At 64.3% G+C, this 20,419-nt stretch carries 13 protein-coding genes; 8 read left to right on the top strand and 5 right to left on the bottom strand.

All coding sequences use genetic code 11. The features are described from left to right. From E5W70_RS20445 to E5W70_RS20415, 7 genes are all read left to right on the top strand, one after another. The coding region (locus E5W70_RS20445; RefSeq protein WP_292661524.1) for a hypothetical protein at positions 1 to 180 on the top strand (180 nt) is incomplete at its 5' end. Then, entirely contained in the window at positions 177 to 995 is an 819-nt protein-coding gene (hutG, locus tag E5W70_RS20440) for an N-formylglutamate deformylase (protein WP_292661521.1), read from the top strand. The genes E5W70_RS20445 and hutG, both read left to right, overlap by 4 nt. A gap of 32 nt (positions 996 to 1,027) precedes the next feature. Further along, the gene (hutU, locus tag E5W70_RS20435) at positions 1,028 to 2,698 is read left to right on the top strand and encodes a urocanate hydratase (protein WP_292661517.1); all 1,671 of its coding nucleotides are present in this window, start codon (positions 1,028 to 1,030) and stop codon (positions 2,696 to 2,698) included. 8 nt (positions 2,699 to 2,706) lie between these two features. After that, positions 2,707 to 3,294: a HutD family protein gene (locus E5W70_RS20430; protein ID WP_292661515.1), complete on the top strand. Its 588-nt coding sequence runs from the start codon at positions 2,707 to 2,709 to the stop codon at positions 3,292 to 3,294. A 267-nt stretch (positions 3,295 to 3,561) separates the two neighbouring features. Beyond that, positions 3,562 to 12,132 (top strand): glucoamylase family protein, encoded by an 8,571-nt coding sequence (locus tag E5W70_RS20425; RefSeq protein ID WP_292661511.1) that lies wholly within the window; start codon positions 3,562 to 3,564, stop codon positions 12,130 to 12,132. Positions 12,133 to 12,496: 364 nt separating this feature from the next. Further along, positions 12,497 to 14,266: a glucan ABC transporter ATP-binding protein/ permease gene (locus tag E5W70_RS20420; protein ID WP_292661508.1), complete on the top strand. Its 1,770-nt coding sequence runs from the start codon at positions 12,497 to 12,499 to the stop codon at positions 14,264 to 14,266. Positions 14,267 to 14,352: 86 nt separating this feature from the next. Beyond that, positions 14,353 to 15,105, top strand: coding sequence for a heme ABC transporter permease (locus E5W70_RS20415; RefSeq protein ID WP_292661505.1), 753 nt, complete (start codon positions 14,353 to 14,355; stop codon positions 15,103 to 15,105). Positions 15,106 to 15,337: 232 nt separating this feature from the next. Here the strand turns inward: E5W70_RS20415 and E5W70_RS20410 are convergent, their stop codons facing one another. After that, the gene (locus E5W70_RS20410; protein WP_292661502.1) at positions 15,338 to 16,396 is read right to left on the bottom strand and encodes a D-TA family PLP-dependent enzyme; all 1,059 of its coding nucleotides are present in this window, start codon (positions 16,394 to 16,396) and stop codon (positions 15,338 to 15,340) included. Positions 16,397 to 16,541: 145 nt separating this feature from the next. On the opposite strand from E5W70_RS20410, the gene E5W70_RS20405 reads away from it, so the two are divergent. Continuing rightward, positions 16,542 to 17,228, top strand: coding sequence for a D-lyxose/D-mannose family sugar isomerase (locus E5W70_RS20405; protein WP_292661500.1), 687 nt, complete (start codon positions 16,542 to 16,544; stop codon positions 17,226 to 17,228). Between the two features lie 40 nt (positions 17,229 to 17,268). Here the strand turns inward: E5W70_RS20405 and E5W70_RS20400 are convergent, their stop codons facing one another. The 4 genes from E5W70_RS20400 to E5W70_RS20385 all read right to left on the bottom strand — a co-directional run. Next, positions 17,269 to 17,544, bottom strand: a complete 276-nt coding sequence (locus E5W70_RS20400; RefSeq protein WP_292661497.1) for a hypothetical protein — start codon at positions 17,542 to 17,544, stop codon at positions 17,269 to 17,271. A gap of 20 nt (positions 17,545 to 17,564) precedes the next feature. Beyond that, on the bottom strand, positions 17,565 to 18,485 hold the full coding sequence (locus E5W70_RS20395; protein ID WP_292661527.1) for an RDD family protein: 921 nt from the start codon (positions 18,483 to 18,485) through the stop codon (positions 17,565 to 17,567). Continuing rightward, complete coding sequence (locus tag E5W70_RS20390) at positions 18,418 to 19,449, bottom strand: stage II sporulation protein M (protein ID WP_292661495.1); 1,032 nt, start codon at positions 19,447 to 19,449, stop codon at positions 18,418 to 18,420. The genes E5W70_RS20395 and E5W70_RS20390 overlap by 68 nt, the downstream gene beginning before the upstream one ends. Then, a partial coding sequence (locus E5W70_RS20385) for a DUF58 domain-containing protein (protein WP_292661492.1) occupies positions 19,446 to 20,419 on the bottom strand: 974 nt, incomplete at its 5' end. The genes E5W70_RS20390 and E5W70_RS20385, both read right to left, overlap by 4 nt.

Genomic DNA, 20,419 nt, shown 5'->3' with positions numbered 1-20,419 from the left:
CCAGAAACAAAAAACCCGCCTCGAGGGCGGGTCGTCGAGCCAAATCAGCACCATACCCAAATTAGTAGCATAGCTGCCGGCACAAAGCAAGAACAAAATACGTCGCAGCCGGCAAAAACCGAGGTCGGTGTTCACGGACAATTGCAAGGTCGCGTTCTGTCGCGCGGAGACTTCCGATGACCTCACCCTCCTGGCTCACCGTCACCCAAGGCACAGCACCCCTGCTGGTCTCGATCCCGCATACCGGCATCGACCTCGCCGGCCTCGACAGCCGGCTAATCTCGACCTGGCTCGGCCGCCGTGACGCCGACTGGTGGATCGACAAGCTTTATGACTTTGCCGAGAGCCTTGGCGCGACGGTCGTGCATACGGCGATTTCGCGCACCGTCATCGACGTCAACCGCGATCCGTCGGGCGTTTCGCTCTATCCCGGCCAGACGATGACTGGGCTCTGCCCGACAGAGACCTTTGACGGCGATCCGCTCTACCGCAAGGGTGAAGAGCCGGGACCGTCGGAGATCGACGAACGCCGCGAAAAGTTCTTCGTACCCTATCATGCCGCTCTGCAGGCCGAGATCGACAGGCTGCGCGCTTTGCATGGAAAGATCGTCGTCTATGACTGCCATTCGATCCGTTCGGTGCTGCCGCGCCTTTTCGAAGGCAAATTGCCGGTCTTCAATCTCGGCACCAATGACGGCAAGAGCGCCGATCCCACGCTGCAGGAGAAAGTCACGCAGAGTCTCGCCGAAACCGGCGAGAGCTACGTCGTCAACGGCCGCTTCAAGGGTGGCTGGATCACGCGCCATTTCGGCCAGCCGCAAGCCGGCGTCCACGCGTTGCAGATGGAGCTCTCCAACCGTGGCTATCTGCGCGAGCCGGAAGGCAAGGGCGAACCGGATAACTGGCCGGTGCCTTACGATGCCGAATTCGCGGCGCCGATCCGCGTCACGCTGAAGAAGATCCTGGAAACCGCGATCGTCTGGGCCGAACGCTGACGCGCGGCGCACCTCATTCGAAAGGGACAATCATGACCGATCCTCGCCACAACATCCGTGAAGTGCGCAGCCCGCGCGGCAGCGAGCTCAACGCCCGCACCTGGCTGACGGAAGCGCCGTTGCGCATGCTGATGAACAATCTCGACCCGGACGTCGCCGAAAATCCCAACGAACTGGTTGTCTATGGCGGTATCGGCCGGGCGGCGCGCACCTGGAACGATTTCGATCGCATCGTTGCCTCGCTGAAGACACTCGGCGATGACGAGACGCTGCTGGTGCAATCCGGCAAGCCGGTCGGCGTGTTCCGCACCCATGCCGATGCGCCGCGTGTGCTGATCGCCAATTCGAACCTCGTGCCGCACTGGGCGACATGGGAGAAGTTCAACGAGCTCGATAGAAAGGGCCTGATGATGTACGGCCAGATGACGGCCGGCTCATGGATCTACATCGGCACGCAAGGCATCGTGCAGGGCACCTACGAGACCTTCGTCGAGGCCGGCCGCCAGCACTATGGCGGCAATCTCAGGGGCAAATGGATACTGACCGGCGGCCTCGGCGGCATGGGCGGTGCCCAGCCACTGGCCGCGGTGATGGCCGGAGCCTGCTGCCTGGCCGTCGAATGCGATCCCGACCGCATCGATTTCCGGCTGCGCACCCGCTATGTCGACGAGCGCGCCGACACGCTCGATGAGGCTCTCGAGAAGATCGAGCGCTGGACCAAAGCCGGTGAGGCGAAATCGGTCGGCCTGGTCGGCAACACCGCCGACATCGTGCCGGAACTGGTGCGGCGCGGCGTGCGCCCGGACATCGTCACCGACCAGACCTCGGCGCATGACCCGCTCAACGGCTATCTGCCCAAGGGCTGGTCGCTGGCCGAGTGGCGCGAGAAGCGCACCAGCGACCCGAAGGCGGTCGAAAAGGCTGCCCGCGCGTCAATGCGCGAGCATGTCGAGGCGATGGTGGCGTTCTGGAACGCCGGCGTGCCGACGCTCGATTACGGCAACAACATCCGCCAGGTGGCAAAGGAGGAGGGGTTCGAGAATGCCTTTGCCTTTCCGGGTTTCGTGCCGGCCTATATCCGTCCGCTGTTTTGCCGCGGCATCGGCCCGTTCCGCTGGGCAGCACTTTCCGGCGATCCCGAGGATATCTACAAGACCGACGCCAAGGTGCGCGAGCTGACCCCTGGTAACACCCATCTGCACAATTGGCTCGACATGGCGCGTGAGCGTATCGCGTTCCAGGGCCTGCCGGCGCGCATCTGCTGGGTTGGGCTTGGCGACCGCCACCGGCTCGGCCTCGCCTTCAACGAGATGGTCGCCAGGGGCGAACTGAAGGCACCGGTCGTCATCGGCCGCGACCATCTCGACTCCGGCTCGGTCGCCTCGCCGAACCGCGAGACGGAAGCGATGAAGGACGGCTCGGATGCAGTCTCCGACTGGCCGCTGCTCAACGCCCTGCTCAACACCGCGTCCGGCGCCACCTGGGTATCATTGCACCATGGCGGCGGCGTCGGCATGGGCTTTTCCCAGCATGCCGGCATGGTCATCGTCGCCGACGGTACGCCCGAGGCGGCGAAGCGCCTGGAGCGGGTTTTGTGGAACGACCCGGCGACGGGCGTCATGCGCCATGCCGATGCCGGCTACGACATCGCGATCGAGTGCGCCAGGGAGAACCAGCTCAACCTGCCCGGCATTTTGGCCTGAGCCGTACCTTGCGCATTCTTCGGGCCTCGGAATACCGGTCGATGCCGTGGAAGAACGGCGGCGGGGTGACGACGGAGATTGCCGTCTCGCCGCCAGGTGCCGGGCTCGACGATTTCGACTGGCGCGTCTCGATGGCGCTGGTCGAGGGCGGCGGCCCGTTTTCCGGGTTTCCCGGCGTCGACCGGACTTTGGCCTTGCTGGAAGGCGCGGGCATGGTCCTCGACATCGCCGGCCGGCTGCCGGTCGAAATCACCAAGGCTTCCGCACCGCTTGCCTTTCCAGCCGACGTGCCGATGCAAGCCACGCTGATCGCCGGTCCCATCACCGACCTCAACGTCATGACCCGCCGCGCCCGGGCGGCCCACGCGGTCGAGCGCCTGCTGATTTCGGCTCCGACGGAAATCCGGGCCAAAGCCGACGCAACGCTCATCCTGTGCGTCTACGGCGAGCTCGGGGTGGCCGGCGCAGCGCCCATGCAACTTAGGCCGCTCGATGCGCTGTTGCTCGGGCCGCAAGCACCTGAACTGCACCTGGATCCCGTCCGGCCGGCGATGCTGTTCGTGATCCGCATCGACCGCATTGCCGGCAACGATTAACGCCTGTTTCCAAACATGATCGCGATGCCGGCCAAATATCGCGTAAGCTGGTCCCTGCATCACGAAAAAGCCTGAATCTTCCGCCGATCAGAGGCCGAAACGATGCTCGGAGCGCTCGCCTGGACGTTGTCGAAAGACGACACCTTGTCGTGGTGCGGAAACAAACATTCGGCCAAGTGTTGCGATGCAACCAATTGCATTTGGACCGGTTTTAGGGACATTGCCGTGGCGGTGACGCCGCACTGCGTCCCCAACACGGAACCTTAGATGAATATCCAGACCAATCTCGCACAAATCGAAAAGACGAGCGCCAGCTTCCCGGCTGTCACCGACGAGCCGATACGCTCCCATTTCCTGCCGGAAGATCGGCTGCGAGCGTTGGGCGCAGCCCTTGCCAATGGCGATGCCAAGGATTTGTTCGGTCTGACGCCTTTCGATTTTCAGGCGCGCATCCGCGACAGCGCCAGGAAGATTCTCGATGTCTACCGTTCCACCAACGCTGCCCAGGCGAGGGGCGAAACGATCACGCCCGCGGCGCAGTGGCTGCTCGACAACAATTACCTGGTCGAGGAGACCATTTTTCAGGTCAAGCGCGACCTGCCGCGACGCTTCTACCGCCAGTTGCCGACGTTGAAACTGTCGGATGGATCCAGCGTGCCGCGCGCGCTGGCGGTCGCATGGACCTATGTCGCGCATTCCGACAGTTCCGTCTCGTCGGCCATGTTCAAGGCGATCGTCGAAGGCTTCCAGTCCGTCGAGCCGCTGAAGATCGGCGAATTATGGGCGCTGCCGTCGCTGCTGCGCTTCGTCCTGATCGAGAACCTTCGCCGCATCGCGGTCCGCGTCAATCGCACGCGGGAACTGCGCCAGATCGCCAACGAGGTCGCCGACCGTGTGCTGGCGACGGACGACAGCGCCGACCGGCAGGCGATACTTTCCCACTACAGCGCCCATGCGCAGGACACCACCTTCGCCACCCAGTTGCTCTACCGGCTGCGTGACGGCTCGCAAAATGCCGGCAGGGCGCTGGAATGGCTGGAAGGCGAGCTGGAAAGGACCGGCTCCGACGCCGAGGAGATCATCCTCAGCGAGCACCACACGCTGTCCAGCGGCAACGTGACCACCGGCAACATTATCCGCGGCCTGCGCCTGATCAACGACATCGACTGGACGGTGTGGTTCGAGGGCGTCAGCCGCATCGACACCTTGCTGCGCGAACGCACCGATTTCGCCGCGCTCGATTTCTTTTCGCGCGACCAATACCGGACTGCGATCGAGGAGCTGGCACGCCGTTCCGATCTCTCCGAATTTCGCGTTGCCGAAAGGGCGATCGAACTCGCCGGCCATGCTGCCGATGCACCGGGCTCCGAAACCGGTCCGATCGCTCACACCGACGTCGGCTTCTTTCTCGTCGGCCCGCGCCGGATGGAGCTCGAGCGGTCGATCGGCTACCGGCCGACCATCGGCAAGACGATCAGCCGGACATTCCGCAAGACCGGATGGCTGGGCATCGTCGTGCCGGTGTTTGCGCTGACGGTCCTGCTTCTGGTCGTTTCCGGCAATGCGCTCGCCAATCTCGGCCTGTCGGTGCCGTCGATCGTCCTGATGCTGGCCCTGTTCGCGGTGCCGGCCAGCGAAGGCGCGCTCGCATTCTTCAACACCGTCGTCTCGCTGTTTTTGAAGCCGACGCGTCTCATCGGCTATGATTTCAGGCACGGTGTGCCGGCCGAGGCGCGCACGCTGGTGGTGGTGCCGTCGCTGATCGGCTCGCGCGACGATGTCGAGGAGAACATCCGCAACATCGAGGTGCATCACCTCGCCAACACGGCGGGTGAGGTCTATTTCGCGCTGCTTTCCGACTGGCCGGACTCGAAGACCGAGATCGATACGGCGGATGTCGAAATCCTCGAATTCGCCCGTGCCGAAATCGCCAGGCTGAACGCCCGCTATCCCTCGGAAGGCGCGCCGCGCTTTTATCTGCTGCATCGGCGCCGGCTCTACAACGCGTCGCAAGGCGTCTGGATGGGCTGGGAGCGCAAGCGCGGCAAGCTGCACGAATTGAACCTTCTGCTGCGCGGCGACAGCGACACCACCTTCCTGCCGTTGGAAGTGCCATTGCCGGAGAGCGTCGTCCACGTCATGACGCTGGACGCCGACACCCGCACCACCCGCGACGCCGTCGCTGCGCTGGCCGGCAAGCTTTGCCACCCGCTCAACCGTCCGCATTTCGACGTCGCACGGCGCGAGGTCATCGCAGGCTATTCCATCCTGCAGCCGCGCATCACCGCGTCGCTGACCAGTGGCGACGAGGCGTCGTTCTTTCAGCGTGTCTTTTCCGCCAATCGCGGGCTCGATCCGTACGTCTTTGCCGTGTCGGACCTCTACCAGGACATCTTCGGCGACGGTTCCTTCACCGGCAAGGGTCTCTACCATGTCGACGCCTTCGAGGCGGCACTGAAGGGCCGCATCGAAGAAAACACCATCCTCAGCCATGATCTGCTCGAAGGCGCGCTGGCGCGCTCGGCCTTGGTCACCGACGTCGAACTGGTCGAGGACTATCCGACCCGCTATTCGGTCGATGCGTCGCGCCATCATCGCTGGGCACGCGGCGACTGGCAGCTTCTGGGCTTCATCCTCGGCCCGCGCTCAAGCGTGCCGGCGCTGTCGCGCTGGAAGATGGTGGACAATCTGCGCCGCTCGGTGACGCCGATCTTCTGGGTGATGGCCGCGATCGCCGGCTGGACGCTGCTGCCCTTCACGCAGGCCGCGCAATGGCAGGCGCTGCTGATCCTCACGCTGTTCATGGCGCCTACCTTCGACATCGTCAACGCCATCCTGCCGAAGAGCGGCGACCAGACGCCGCGCGGCCATTTCTCGGCACTGGCACGCGACGTTGCCTTCGGTACCGCCCTGGTGGCGCTGAAGATCGTGCTGATGGCGCACCTTGCCTGGATGATGGGCGACGCGATCATCCGCACGCTCTATCGGCTGTTCGTCAGCCGCCAGAACCTGCTCGAATGGCGCACCGCCTCGCAGGCGCACAAGGGCGGCGACAACGATCTCGGCTCCTACTACAGCATTATGTACGGCGCGGTGATCATCGGCGTCGTCGGCCTCGCGGTGCCGGTGCTGGCCGATTCCACCGGCGCCTTCGTCGCCTTCTTCTTTGCCTTGTTCTGGATCGGCTCGCCCGCGATCGCCTGCTGGATCAGCCGTTCGGCCGAAACCGAGGACCGCCTGCGCATATCGGCCGCCGACATCCACGCGCTGCGCACCGTGGCGCGGCGTACATGGCACTATTTCGAGACCTTCGTGACGGCCGAGCATCACCATCTGCCGCCGGATAATTTCCAGGAAAGCCCGGCCCCCGTTGTGGCGCCGCGCACCTCGCCGACCAATATCGGCGTCTACCTGCTGTCGGTGATTTCGGCGCGCGATTTCGGCTGGATCAGCCTCTCCGACGCCGTCAACCGCATCGACGCGACCATGTCGACCATCGAGAGCATGCCGCGCGACCGCGGCCATCTCTTCAACTGGTATGACACGACGACCCTGAAGCCGCTCTATCCGCTTTACATTTCTGCCGTCGACAGCGGCAATCTCGCCGGCCATCTGGTGGCCGTGGCCGCTGCCTGCGCCGAATGGGCCGAAGCGCCGTCGGTGCATGTGCAGGGCGACTTCGAAGGCATCCTCGACACCGTCACTATCCTCGACGAAAGCCTTGAGGAACTGCCCGACGACCGGCGTCAATTGCGGCCCTTGCGCCAGCGGCTCGCCGACCGTCTCGACGGCATGCGTAGGGCGGTCGAATTGATCAAGGCGCAGCCGGAGATGGCGTCGATCCGCACCATCAACCTGGCCGTCCTGGCCGGCGAGATACGCAAGCTCGCGACAGCCATCCACACCGAAGCCGCATCGACCCAGAGCGACACCATCGCCGATTGGGCGGCCAGGCTCGAAGCCACCTGCGAGGCGCATGTGCACGACGCGCACAGCGACGAAAACGCCGTCGCGGCATTGCGGGCCAAGCTTCTGACCTTGCGCGAGCGCACGCGCCGTTTCGCCTTCGAGATGGATTTCTCGTTCCTGATGCGGCCCGAACGCAAGCTCCTGTCGATCGGTTACCGGGTCGAGGAGCATCAGCTCGACGAAAGCTGCTACGACCTTTTGGCCTCCGAGGCGCGGCTGACCAGCCTGTTCGCCATCGCCAAGGGCGATTTGCCGACCGAGCACTGGTTCCGGCTCGGCCGGCCGATCGTCGAGATCGGCTTCCAGGGCGCTTTGATGTCCTGGTCCGGCTCGATGTTCGAATATCTGATGCCGCCGTTGGTGATGAAGGAGCCGCAAGGCAGCATTCTCAACCAGACCAGCAAGCTCATCATCAAGCGCCAGATCCAGTATGGCCGTTCGAAGAACGTTCCCTGGGGGATTTCGGAAGCGGCCTACAACGCCCGCGACCGTGAACTGACCTATCAGTACACCAATTTCGGCGTGCCCGGGCTCGGCCTGAAGCGCGGCCTTGGCCAAAACACGGTGATCGCGCCTTACGCGACCGTGCTGGCAGCGCAGTTCACGCCGCATGAATCCGTGCAGAACCTGGCCAGGCTGAGGCGGCTGGGCGCACTTGGCCGGCACGGTTTCTACGACGCGGTCGATTTCACGCCGCAGCGCGTCCCCGAAGGCACCGACCACGCCGTCGTGCTCAACTACATGGCCCACCACTCCGGCATGTCGATTGCCGCAGTTGCCGATGCGATCTTCGAAGGGCGCCTGCGCGACCGCTTCCACAGCGATCCGGTGATCGAGTCGGCCGAATTGCTGCTGCAGGAAAGGGCGCCGCGCGACATCCCGACCGCGACCGTCAGGACCGAGGCCGACGAGCGCTCGAAGGACGAGACCGAACTGGAAAGCCCGGATACGCGCATCGTGCTCGATCCGCTCAGGGCGCTGCGCTCGACCAGTGTCATGTCCAATGGCCGCTACTCGGTCATGGTCACCGCCACCGGGTCCGGCTACAGCCGCTTGGGCGAACTTGCCGTCACGCGCTGGCAGCCGGATCCGACCGAGGACCGCCTTGGTTCCTATATTTTCCTGCGCGACGCCAGCAACGGCGATTGGTGGTCGGCCACCGCCGAGCCGAAGCGCGCCGCCGGCGAGCGTGCGCAGACGCTGTTTTCCGACGACAAGGCGAGCTTCGTCAAATCGATCGGATCGCTGCGTTCGGAAGTCGAGTGCATCGTCATCTCGGAAGGCAATGGTGAGGGCCGACGGGTGACGCTCCACAATGATGGCCCCGCCGACCGGCATATCGAAGTAACCTCGTTTGCCGAACTGGTGCTGGGCTCCGAGCCCTCGGATAATGCCCATCCTGCCTTTTCGAAGATGTTCGTGGAAACCGAGATCGCGCCGAACAATGGGGCGATCTTCGCCACCAGGCGCAAGCGCGAAAAGGACGAACCCGACGTCACCATGGTGCATTTCGTCACCGACCCGTCTGGATCGGCGCGCGACGCCGAGGCCGAAACCGACAGGCGCGCCTTCATCGGCCGCGGCCGCACCATCACCGAGGCGGCTGCCTTTGATCCCGGCGCCAAGCTTGGCGGCCATTCCGGCTTCACCCTGGATCCGATCGCATCGCTTCGCCGGCAGGTGCGCGTGCCGGCCAACAAGAAGATTTCGCTGACCTTCTGGACCGTAGTCGGTACCCATCGCGCCGAATTGGATGCCGCCATCGCACGGCTCGACCATCCCGAAAGCTTCGCCCGCCAGGCGATGCTCGCCTGGACGCGCTCGCAGGTGCAGACCCGACACCTTGGCCTCAGCCTGTCCGACGCCGCTAATGTGCAGAAGCTGGCGCGCTATCTGATCTATCCCGATCCGTTCCTGCGCCTTCCGGGCGAATCCATCGTCTCCGGGCTCGGCAGGCAGTCCAGCCTATGGCCGACCAGCATATCCGGCGATTTTCCGATTTTCCTGGTCAGGATCGCCGATGTCGCCGATCTGGAGATCGTCGCCCAGGCGCTTCGCTTCCAGGAATACATGCGTGCCCGCGGCATGATGATCGATTTTGTCGTCGTCAACGAGCAGGCGTCATCCTACGTGCAGGACCTGCAGCGCGCGGTGGAGACGCTGTGCGAAAACAGCCGGTTGCGCGGCAAGGAGCTCGGACCCCGCCAGCACATCTTCGCGGTGCGCCGCGATCTGATGGAGGAAACGACCTACAGGACCTTGCTCGCCGTCGCTCGGGTGGTGCTGCATACGCGCAACGGCACCATCTTCGACCAGATCGAGCGCGCCGAGGCCGCGGCATTGCAGGCGCGAGACGCCGCCCTCCAGCCGGCAGACCTTGCAGCCCTTCGCGAGCCGTCCTTGCCAGTGCCGACGTCGCACGCATCTGCCGCCCAGGCACTGATCGAGGGACGCGTCGACGGCAGCGGGCTCGACCAATGGAACGGTTTCGGCGGCTTCGATAGCGACGGACGCCACTACGTCGTGCGTCTTGCCGGCCGGCGCACGACGCCGCAGCCGTGGATCAACGTGATCTCCAACCCATCGTTCGGGTTCCACATATCGGCTGAAGGCGCTGCCTTCACCTGGAGCCGCAACAGCCGCGACTATCAACTGACGCCATGGTCGAACGATCCGGTCACCAACCGCCCGGGCGAGGGCATCTATATCTACGATCAGGCCAGCGGCAGGGCGTTCTCGCCAATGGCTGCCGTGGTGCGTGACCCGACAATGACCTACGAAACCTGGCACGGGCAAGGTTTTTCGACGTTCCGCTCAAAACGCGGGCCGCTGTCGATGGACCTGACCCATGTCGTCGATCCCGTCGATCCGGTGAAGATATCGCGGCTGCGCATCCAGAATTCGGGTTCGGTGCCGATGCGGCTACGCGTCTATGCCTATGCGGAATGGGTTCTTGGCGGCCATCGCTCGCGCACCGCTGCAAGCATCGTTCCGTCGAGGGATGCCGCGACCGGCGCTTTGCTGGCGCAAAATCCTTATGGGCTCGATTTCGGCGAGCGGATCGCCTTTCTGGCCGCCGACGGTGCGGTGCATTCGGTCACGGCCGACCGCGGCGAGTTCATCGGCAGGCAAGGCACCAGCGAGCTTCCGCATGCCGTGCTGAGCGGCGCCGGCCTGTCGGGCCGTGTCGAGGCCGGCGACGACCCCTGCGCGGCCATCGCACGCGATATCGAAATCGCTGCCGGTGGCGACGTCACGCTGCTCTGGCTGCTCGGCGACGCGGCCTCGCCCGCGGAGGCCAGCGCGCTGGTGCAGACCCATCGCTCCAGGGATTTCGATCAGCGCCTAGCCGACAACGAGCGCACATGGCGCGGCTTTCTCGACACAATCCAGGTCGAGACGCCGGACAAGGCACTCGACGCCATGGTCAATCACTGGCTGCCCTATCAGAGCCTGGCCTGCCGCATCCGAGCCCGCTCTGCGTTCTATCAGGCGAGCGGTGCCTTCGGCTTCCGCGATCAGTTGCAGGACACCTTGGCCTTGCTGGCGCATGACCCCAGGCTGGCGCGCGATCAGATCCTCAACGCGGCGCGGCGGCAATTCCCCGAAGGCGACGTGCAGCATTGGTGGCTGCCGCGCACCGAGGCCGGCGTCCGCACCATGATCTCGGACGACGTGGTCTGGCTGGCCCACGCCACGGCCCGCTACCTGCTGGTGACAGGCGACACCGCGATCCTGAAGGAGCAACTGCCGTTCATCGAAGGGCAGCCGCTGGGCGAAGGCGAGCACGATGCTTTCTTCATCCCGGAAATCTCGAAGAAGACAGCCTCGCTCTATGACCATTGCGCGCGGGCGCTCGATCTAGCCGTCAAGCGCAGCAGCCCGGCCGGGCTGCCGCTGATCCTCGGCGGCGACTGGAACGACGGCATGAACCGCGTCGGCGAGCACGGCAAGGGCGAGAGCGTATGGCTGGGCTGGTTCCTGCTGAAGACGCTGGGCGACTTTGCCGCTGTCGCCAAGGCGGAGCGCGATGCCAAGCGCGTGCAAGCCTGGACGAAGCACGCCGAGGTGCTGAAGCGGGCGCTGGAAAGCACTGCCTGGGATGGCGAGTGGTATAGGCGCGGCAGCTTCGACGACGGCACGCCGCTCGGCTCGCGCAAATCGGACGAGTGCAAGATCGACTCGATTGCCCAGTCCTGGAGCGTGCTTTCGGGCGAGGGCGACCCGGCGCGGTCGACGACGGCAATGGGGCAGGCGATGAAAGCGCTCGTCGACGACGAGCTCAAGATCGTCAAACTGTTCACCCCGCCCTTCTCGAAGACGGAAAAGGACCCGGGCTACATCAAGAGCTATCCGCCGGGGGTCCGTGAAAACGGCGGCCAGTACACGCATGCGGCGACATGGTTCGTCATTGCGCTCGCCGAGATGGGTCGCACCGACGATGCCTACCGTTGCCTTTCGATGCTCAATCCGGTCAACCATGCGCTCGATGAAGCCGCGGCAGAGCGCTACCGCGTGGAACCTTACGTCGTCGCGGCCGATGTTTATTCCGGGCAAGACAAGGGCGGCCGAGGCGGCTGGACCTGGTATACCGGGTCGGCGGGCTGGCTTTATCGCGCTGCGGTCGAGAGCATTCTCGGCATAGAGCGCCGCGGACAGCGCATCCAATTCACGCCGCGACTTCCCAGCCATTGGGACGGCTATTCGGCAACCCTGAAGATGCTGGGCGCCGAGATCAAGGTACGCGTCGTCCGCGACAAAAAGGCCCGGGCCATCTCACTTGAAGTGAATGGCACGAAGACCAGATCTTCGTCCTTCGAGCCAAAAGCCGGAGACAATGCCGAGGTGGTCGTTAGAATACCGACCTAGATTCAACGACTTGGAGCGTCGCTCAGGGTTCCCCAGGGCACGCGCGGGCGCTCCAAGTGCCTCTACCGGTTATATTTGCGTTTGACCTTGCTGAATGCCTGCACACGACTTTAGACGTCGTGCCCGGGGTCTTGCTGATTAAAATTGTGGCAGTGCTTTCCAGCTGCCATGATTTTGCCGCAACGCTGACATTTCACCTTTTATCTCAAACTGTTAGACGATCACGGCAAATTTCGAAGCGTCGTCATCTTTTGTTCGCGGAATGGGAACGGAAGAGGTAGACGAGCATTGTTTTGCGACGCGTCAACCGATACGAGTCAAAAAATGACGCACTGCACCATAAATAATTGGCGGAGTAGCTGAAGTGTCACTTCTGCAAATCTACTGGCGAGCGCTCGGTTATCTCGCTGCCGACAGGAAACGCGTTGCGTTTATCTGCGGGGCGAATGTCGCGCTTGCCATTATCGCCATCCTCGAGCCGATCATGTTCGGCCGGGTGATCGATGCCATTTCGGACCGCGGCTCGGTATTCGCGACGCTCGCAATGTGGGCCGGCCTCGGCGCGTTCAACATCATCGCCTTCGTTCTGGTGGCGCGCGGCGCCGATCGCTTTGCCCACCAGCGGCGCAGCGAGGTTCTTTGCCAGTCGTTCGAGCGCGTGATCACCATGCCGCTTGCCTGGCATCATCAGCGCGGCACCTCCAATTCCCTGCACACGCTCCTGCGCGCCGTCGAGACCTTGTTCAGCCTGTGGCTGGAATTTATGCGGCAGCATCTGTCGACCGCGGTCGCGCTGGTTCTGCTGGTGCCCACGGCGCTCAGCATGGATATCCGCATGTCGATGGTGCTGCTGGCGCTTGGCGCGCTCTATGTCGGCATCGGACGGCTGGTGATGCGGCGCACCAAGGAGGGCCAGGCGGCCGTGGAGCGGCATTACCACAAGGTGTTTGCGCATGTGACCGACTCGGTCAGCAACGTCGCCGTCCTGCAGAGCTACAACCGCATCGGCCATGAGACCGAGGCGCTGAAGCGCTACGTCAAGAACCTGCTCGACGCACAGAATCCGGTGCTCGACTGGTGGGCGATGGCCAACGCGCTGCACCGCCTGTCGTCGACGATTTCGATGATGGTGGTCCTGTTGATTGGCGCCTATCTGGTGACGCACGGCCAGTTGCGCATCGGCGACGTCATCGCCTTTACCGGCTTTGCCACGCTGCTGATTGCCCGGCTCGACCAGATGTCGGCTTTCGCCAACCAGATTTCCGAGGCACGCGCCAAGCTCGAGGAATTCTATCATCTCGAGGACTCCGCTTCCGATGCCGCCGAGCCAGACGGGCTGCGCGAGCTCGTCAACGTCACCGGTCACGTGCGTTTCGAGAATGTCTGCTTCGAGTTCGGCAACTCCGGGCAGGGCGTCGACGATGCGTCGTTCGAGGTCCAGGCCGGCCAGACCGTCGCCATCGTCGGCCCGACGGGCGCCGGCAAGACGACGCTCATCAACCTTCTGCAACGCGTCTTCACCCCGTCCAGCGGCCGTATCCTGATCGACGGCATCGATACCCGCACGGTGACCCGCAAATCGCTGCGCCATTCGATCGCCACCGTGTTCCAGGATGCCGGCCTGCTCAACCGCTCGATCGAGGACAACATCCGCGTCGGCCGTGCGGAGGCGACCTATGACGAGGTCCACGCCGCGGCCAATGCCGCCGCCGCGCAGGATTTCATCCTGTCGAAGTGCGAGGGCTATGACACGGTCGTCGGCGAACGCGGCGGACAGCTGTCCGGTGGCGAGCGCCAGCGCATCGCGATTGCCCGCGCCGTACTGAAGGACGCGCCCATCCTGGTTCTCGACGAGGCGACCAGCGCGCTCGACGTCGAGACGGAAGACCGCGTCAAGGACGCCATCGACGAGCTGCGGCGCGGCCGCACCACCTTCATCATCGCCCACCGCCTGACCACCGTTCGCGACGCCGATCTGGTCGTGTTCATGGACAGGGGTCGGGTGGTCGAGATGGGCGGGTTCACCGAACTGTCGCTGCGCAACGGCCGCTTCGCCAGCCTGCTGCGCGCCGGCGGCCTGCTCAACGACGAGGAGGTCCGCCGCCTCAGCCGTCCGGTGAACGAAGCCGCCTGAGCCAGCGCGCCTTGCCTTCTCCCACAAGGGGGGAAGGGAAGACGCTGTGGTTGCCGCAACTACGCCGGCGGTCTATGTAAGGCCGCATGAGCGACACGACTTCACGCCTCTCCGGCTGGATGGACCTTGCCAACCCGACGCGGTTCGTCGGGCTGGCCGACAAGGTCGTGCCGTGGCTGGCGAGCGTCGCCGCCATCATCCTCGCTGTCGGTCTCTATATGAGCTTCACGGCGCCTGAGGATTTCCAGCAGGGCATCACCGTGCGCATCATGTATATCCACGTGCCTTTCGCCTGGCTTGCCATGATGTGCTACACGCTGATGGCGGTCTCGGCGCTTGGCACGCTGGTCTGGCGCCATCCGCTGGCCGACGTGGCGCTGAAATCGGCGGCGCCGATCGGCGCCGTCTTCACCGCCCTTGCACTGATCACCGGTTCGATCTGGGGCAAGCCGATGTGGGGCACCTGGTGGGTGTGGGACGCGCGGCTGACGTCGGTCTTCATCCTGTTCCTGATGTATCTCGGCATCATCGCGCTGACCCGCGCGCTAGACGATGCCGGGCGCGCCGCCTGGGCCGCCGCCATCATCACCCTGGTCGGCTTCATCAACATCCCGATCATCAAATTTTCGGTCGACTGGTGGAACACGCTGCATCAGCCGGCTTCGGTGTTCCGTCTCGGCGGCCCGACCATCGACCCGAGCCTGTTGTGGCCTCTTCTGGTCATGGCCGTCGGCTTCACAGTCCTGTTCTTTGCGCTGCATCTGATGGCGATGCGCACCGAGATCCGGCGCCGCCGCGTCATTTCGATGCGCCGGGTTGCGGCAAGGCAGGCTAGCTGATCTTCGTCGAGTTCCTTCGCGCCCCCCTCTGGCCTGCCGGCCATCTCCCCCTCCAGGGGGGAGATTGGATGTCGCGTCGGCTTTCGCAAACTACCGAAGGAGAAGTGCTGGCGCCGAAGCAGCTAATCTCCCCCCTGGAGGGGGAGATGGCCGGCAGGACAGAGGGGGGTGCTGTCCCTCCGGCGTCCGGGAAATTCAATACACTGAGGCCTCCATATGCGCTCGGCTTGGTTCATCCCATCCGTCCTCGCGCCTTGAGCGGCAGCGTCTCGATCACCTTGTCGCCTTCGATCAGATGCACTTCGTCGAACAAATTGGTGACGACGCAGCAATGGTCGGGCACGATGCGCACGCGCTCGCCGATGCGAAGTTCTGCTCCGCCCGAAAGCGTGACGTTGCCATGTTCTTCGCTGAGGCTGGTCACCCTTGCGCCTGAAATGCCCAGCAGCTCGCCGAAGTCGGCGAGCCCCAGCGTGTCGCTGGACAGGGCCTTGCTGCCGGCGTCGAGGATGGCGCGTGTCGGCGTTGGACGGCTGACCACCGTCGACAGTACCGTCAGTGCGCAATCGTCGAGGCTGCCGACGCCTTTGGCGACCTGGTAACGGTCGAGATAGATGTAGGTGCCGGGCCGGTATTCGGTGACGACGGAATGCTCGCCGGAACGCCACATGTCGGGCGTGCCGCCGCTGGAGATGCGCTCGCAGGCAAGGCCGGATGCTGCAAGTGCTTGCTGCGCATCGGCGAGCCACGCCTCGGTCGCGGCGGCGCGGCCCGCCCCCGGGTAGGTCATCAAGCCGCCGAAGACGAGCCCCCTGACCTTGCCGATCTCGCTCGCCAGCGCGACTGCCTCGCCGGCCGACTGCACACCGCAGCGGCCCATGCCGGTGTCGCATTCGACCAGCACCGGCAGGCGGTGGCCGGGATCGGTAAAGGTGGCGGCAAGTCCCATCAGCGTGTCCATGCTGTCCGTTGTCACCGACAGGGTTACGCGGCCGTGCAGCGCCTTGAGGCGCTCCAGCTTGGCCCGCCCGAGGATATTGTAGGGCAGAAAGATGTCGGTCAGTCCGGCATCGGCCATGATTTCGGCCTCGCCGATCTTCTGGCAGGTGATGCCGATGGCGCCGGCCGCGACCTGCTTCTTCGCCCAGTAGGGCAGCTTGTGGGTCTTGATGTGCGGCCGGAGCTTCAGCCCATGGCTGTCGGCATGGGCCTGCGCCCGCGCGATGTTGGCTTCGGCGCGGCCGGCGTCGATCAGGATCGCCGGCGTATCGAGGTCGTCTATGCTGCGCATGGTCTCACCATCGGAAAATTGGTTGACCTTATGGCCCTGATCGGACCGCATGTCATGAGGCCAGCGACAGCAGTTTGCATCGACACCGGATTGACGTTCGGCTATTGCGTTAGCGCCTGAAAAGCGACGGGAAGGAACCACGATTATGAAACGCTCCGCCATCAACGATATCATCCGCGACGCCGACGCCTTCATCCGTTCGTTCGGCTACATCATGCCGCCCTTCGCCTACTGGACCCCGGAAGAGATGAAGGCGCACCGGCAGGATTCGGCGGCGATCTTCTCCTCCCGGCTTGGCTGGGACATCACCGACTATGGCCAGGGCAAGTTCGACGAACTCGGCCTGTTCCTGTTCACCGTCCGCAACGGCCGCTACGAGGACATGAAGAAGGGCATGGGCATGCTCTATGCCGAGAAGATCATGATCTCGCGCAAGGATCAGCTGTCGCCGATGCACCGCCACAACATCAAGGCCGAAGACATCATCAACCGCGGCGGCGGCAAGCTGGTGCTGGAGCTGTTCATGCATGATCGCGATGGCGGCATCGATCCGAAGGCCGAAGTGACGGTACCTGTCGACGGAACCATTCACAGGCTGCCTGCGGGTGGACTGCTGAAGCTCGACCCAGGCCAGAGCGTCACTTTGCTGCCGGGCGTCTGGCACGCCTTCTGGGCCGAGGGCAAGGACGTGCTGATCGGCGAGGTTTCGACCGTCAACGACGATCTGACCGACAACGTCTTCCGCGAGCCGATCGGCCGCTTCGCGGACATCGACGAGGACACAGCACCGCTGCATTTGCTGGTGTCCGACTACGAGAAGTGGGTGGGGTAGGGCAGAAGAGCGGCAGGATTGTCGAAAAACGACCACGAATTCAATTCGTGCGATTAGCAAATCCACGTAGCCTGCGGACTTCGGCGATCAGGCGAGGGATGTCCTGGCGAGCGGCGGCAATGAAATCCTGGTCGGCAATCGTCGCGCCATTCATTTCGATGTCTTCACCTCTATCCGGTCCTTGGCCGGTTTGGATGAAATTCGATCCTCCAGAAAAATCCCGGCCCTCGACCCACGATTTCCACGGGCCGGCCTGGGCCGCGGCAACTCGGGCTTCCATCTCTTGAAGTTCAAGCTCGGATAGAGATGTGTTCATGACAGTCTCGTGGAGCGTTGTTACCGCGCGTGCTTGTCGGCCCTGCGGTTGCCCAGCAGGAGTTTGCGTTCGAGATGCGCCCGCAAGTCCCCGTAATATGCCGTCAGGAACGCGCGTGCGTCATGGGCTTGGGGTGCCGCGCCGATCTTGCGTCCGATCGTTTCGGCCACCGTCCGCAACGCGAAATAGTCGTCGCGGCGCAGCACCTCCTCCAGCTTGTGGAGTTCGGCAATCCCGTAGGCGTCGAGCTGGGCGTGGCTGAACCGGAAGGCGCCGGCCGCCGGATCCTGCCGGGCCGACAGATCTTCAAGCAAGGCACGCTTCGGCGCTTCGACCACCCAGGTCCCCGCCAACAGATCGCCGATCCGCATGCGGTCGCGATTGAACAGCGGGAACAAGGCAAACAGCAGCGTCCACACCAGTCCGAACACCGTCGTCAGCGTGTCGGCTAGGTCGGTCCCGCTGCGTCCGGCGATGATCGAGAGCGGCAGGAACACCTCGATCTCGCGCATCAGGTTGCGGGCAATGACCTGGTCGATCGACAGGCCGTCTCCGCTGCGCGACGCGACCCGGACGCCGACGATCCGCTTGCCGGGCGTGGCCGCGCGCCGGCCCGCTTCGAAGACGATGAAGTAGGCGTTGCGCAGAAAGAAGATCAGGATGATCCAGACGACGAAGAGCGGCTGAAATCCCTCGCTGCCAAGGCCTCCCACCCCGAATAGCGCGACGATCGTGATCACGATTGCAGCCACGGCGATGAACACGACGTCGAGAAGGAAGGCGGAGGCCCGCGTGCCGGCGTCGGCCAGCCTAATCCGGAGATCGACGCCTTCGGGCGTGATCAGCGGCCGTATAGCCGCGAAGGCGGCGCGTTTACCGATCGCCATGCCGCACCGCCCGGAACAGATAGAAATAACCGATCCAGAACGCCAGCATGCCACCGCCAATGGCGTAGCGCGTGACGTCGCTGGTGATGGTCTGCCTGCCAATGCCCTCGAGCAGCCCGGCAAACAGCAGCATGACCGAGACCCCGACCATGGCGTTCGCGGCGATGCGTCCGGCGCGAGCCGCTGCCGCCATGCGTGTCAATTCGCCGGGAAAGGCGATGCTGGTGCCGATGCGCATGCCCGCCGCGCCGGCCAAAGAGATTGCGAACAATTCGGTGGTGCCGTGGATGGCCAGCCACCCGCCAAGCTCCATGCCAAGCCCTTTGGACCAATAGACTTGGAACAACGCCCCGATCATGCAGCCGTTGAACAGCATCAGCAGCACCGTCGGCACCGCGAAGGCGAAGCCAAGGGCGAAGGCCAGGATTGCGACCTGGACGTTGTGCGTGAACAGATAGGCGGCAAAGCCTGAGAGAAAGCCGTTGTCGCCATCATAAAGCATGCCGCGCAGCAGTTCGGCCGAGGTATCGGGGCCGCGGCCTCCTGCCAGGCCGGGCGGGATGATCGCGTCGAACCAGCTCTTGTCGGATGCCACCAGCCAGGCGCCTGCACCAATGCCGATCACCATCAACGCGACCGATGCCAATGTCTCGCGCCACAGGTCGCGAATGGCCCCGGGCCAGTCGTGCAGGAAGAAATCGGCGAGGCGCTGCCGCAGCCCGCGCCGCGCGCCATAGAGATAGAAATAACCGCGCAGCGACAGCGCTTCGAGATAGGCGACCAGCGCGTTGTCGAGCGATGTCGCGCGCGCCACCGAAAGAGAAGACAGCGCCGATCGATAGAGCAGGGGCAGCGACAGCAGCTCTTCTTCGGAAAGCGTCCGCGGCGCACGCTTCTCGACACGCGCCAGCAGTGCCTCGAATGCCTTCCAGTCGGCCTCGCGCTCGCGGCGGAAGCTGGCCAGCGACTGGCGTACCGCATCGCCACGCACCGCATTGCCCGCTACCGGCGCCGTCACAGCAAATCCTCCTGCTTGAACTGCAGATAACGCTCGACCAGCGCAGGACCAAGCCGGTTGTGGTCGGCTTCGATGACATGCGCCCCGAGCAGGCGCAGCCGGCCGATGACGACCTGCCTTTCGCGCAAGAGCCCTCCGGCGACGACCGCGCGGGCAACGTCCTCGCCGGAGCGTGGCGGCATGTCGGCCAGGCCCTCCAGTTCGGTGTCCTTCATCATCATGAACAGCACGAGATGCCGTTCGGTGAGCCGGCCCACGGTGCGCAGCATCAATTCCGCGCTGATCGGATCGACGAAATCGGTGAAGATGATGACCAGCGAGCGGCGGTCGAGCCGCGCCGCCAGCGTCGTTAGTGCCAATGTGAAATTGGTCTCCTCGCTGGAGTAGTCGATCTCGGCGGCCCGTTTCTGGATCATCGCAAAGCTGGCGGGGCCGCGTACCGCGCCGCTCGAAACGCGCGGCCTTGCATCGAAGCCGAACAGGCTGACCATGTCGCCGCCCTTCAGCGCGATGAATGCCGACAGCAAGGCGGCCGTCACGGCCCGGTCCACCTTCGGCACACCGTCGACCGGTTCGCACATCAGGCGTCCGCTATCGATGGCCAGCACGATGTTGTTGTTCTCCTCGATGCGGAACTCGCGCGCCAAAAGCTTGCCGTGGCGGGCGCTGCGCTTCCAGTCGATCATCCGCCGGCCCATGCCCGGCTGGTAATCCTTGAGCGCGTCGAACTCGCGGCCTTGACCGGCGCGGCGCTGCGCATGGCCTTCAGCAAGCGCCGCATGTTGCAGCAGCGTGATCGCCTCGCCGCGGGCACTGCTGACGTCGGGCAGCACCGCTACCTTGCTTTCCACCGGCAGCACGACCTGGTTCCAGACCAGCCCGAACGGCCCGCGCCAGCGCACCCAGAGACGGTCGAAGCTGGCGACGCCGCGCCGCAGCGCCTGGAAGCGAAGGTTGAGCGACCCACCTC

Source organism: Mesorhizobium sp., from assembly GCF_005063415.1.
Classification (GTDB): Bacteria; Pseudomonadota; Alphaproteobacteria; order Rhizobiales; family Rhizobiaceae; genus Mesorhizobium.
The sequence above is the reverse complement of the archived record's forward strand: the minus strand, read 5'-3'. Positions and strand labels throughout refer to the sequence as shown.

Excerpts from the sequence above, each read along its gene's own strand:
- E5W70_RS20410 (WP_292661502.1), bottom strand. The coding sequence starts at position 16,396 with ATGCGCAGCATAGACGACCTCGATACGCCGGCGATCCTGATCGACGCC.
- E5W70_RS20415 (WP_292661505.1), top strand. The coding sequence starts at position 14,353 with ATGAGCGACACGACTTCACGCCTCTCCGGCTGGATGGACCTTGCCAAC.
- E5W70_RS20425 (WP_292661511.1), top strand. The coding sequence starts at position 3,562 with ATGAATATCCAGACCAATCTCGCACAAATCGAAAAGACGAGCGCCAGC.
- hutG (WP_292661521.1), top strand. The coding sequence starts at position 177 with ATGACCTCACCCTCCTGGCTCACCGTCACCCAAGGCACAGCACCCCTG.
- E5W70_RS20400 (WP_292661497.1), bottom strand. The coding sequence starts at position 17,544 with ATGAACACATCTCTATCCGAGCTTGAACTTCAAGAGATGGAAGCCCGA.
- E5W70_RS20405 (WP_292661500.1), top strand. The coding sequence starts at position 16,542 with ATGAAACGCTCCGCCATCAACGATATCATCCGCGACGCCGACGCCTTC.
- hutU (WP_292661517.1), top strand. The coding sequence starts at position 1,028 with ATGACCGATCCTCGCCACAACATCCGTGAAGTGCGCAGCCCGCGCGGC.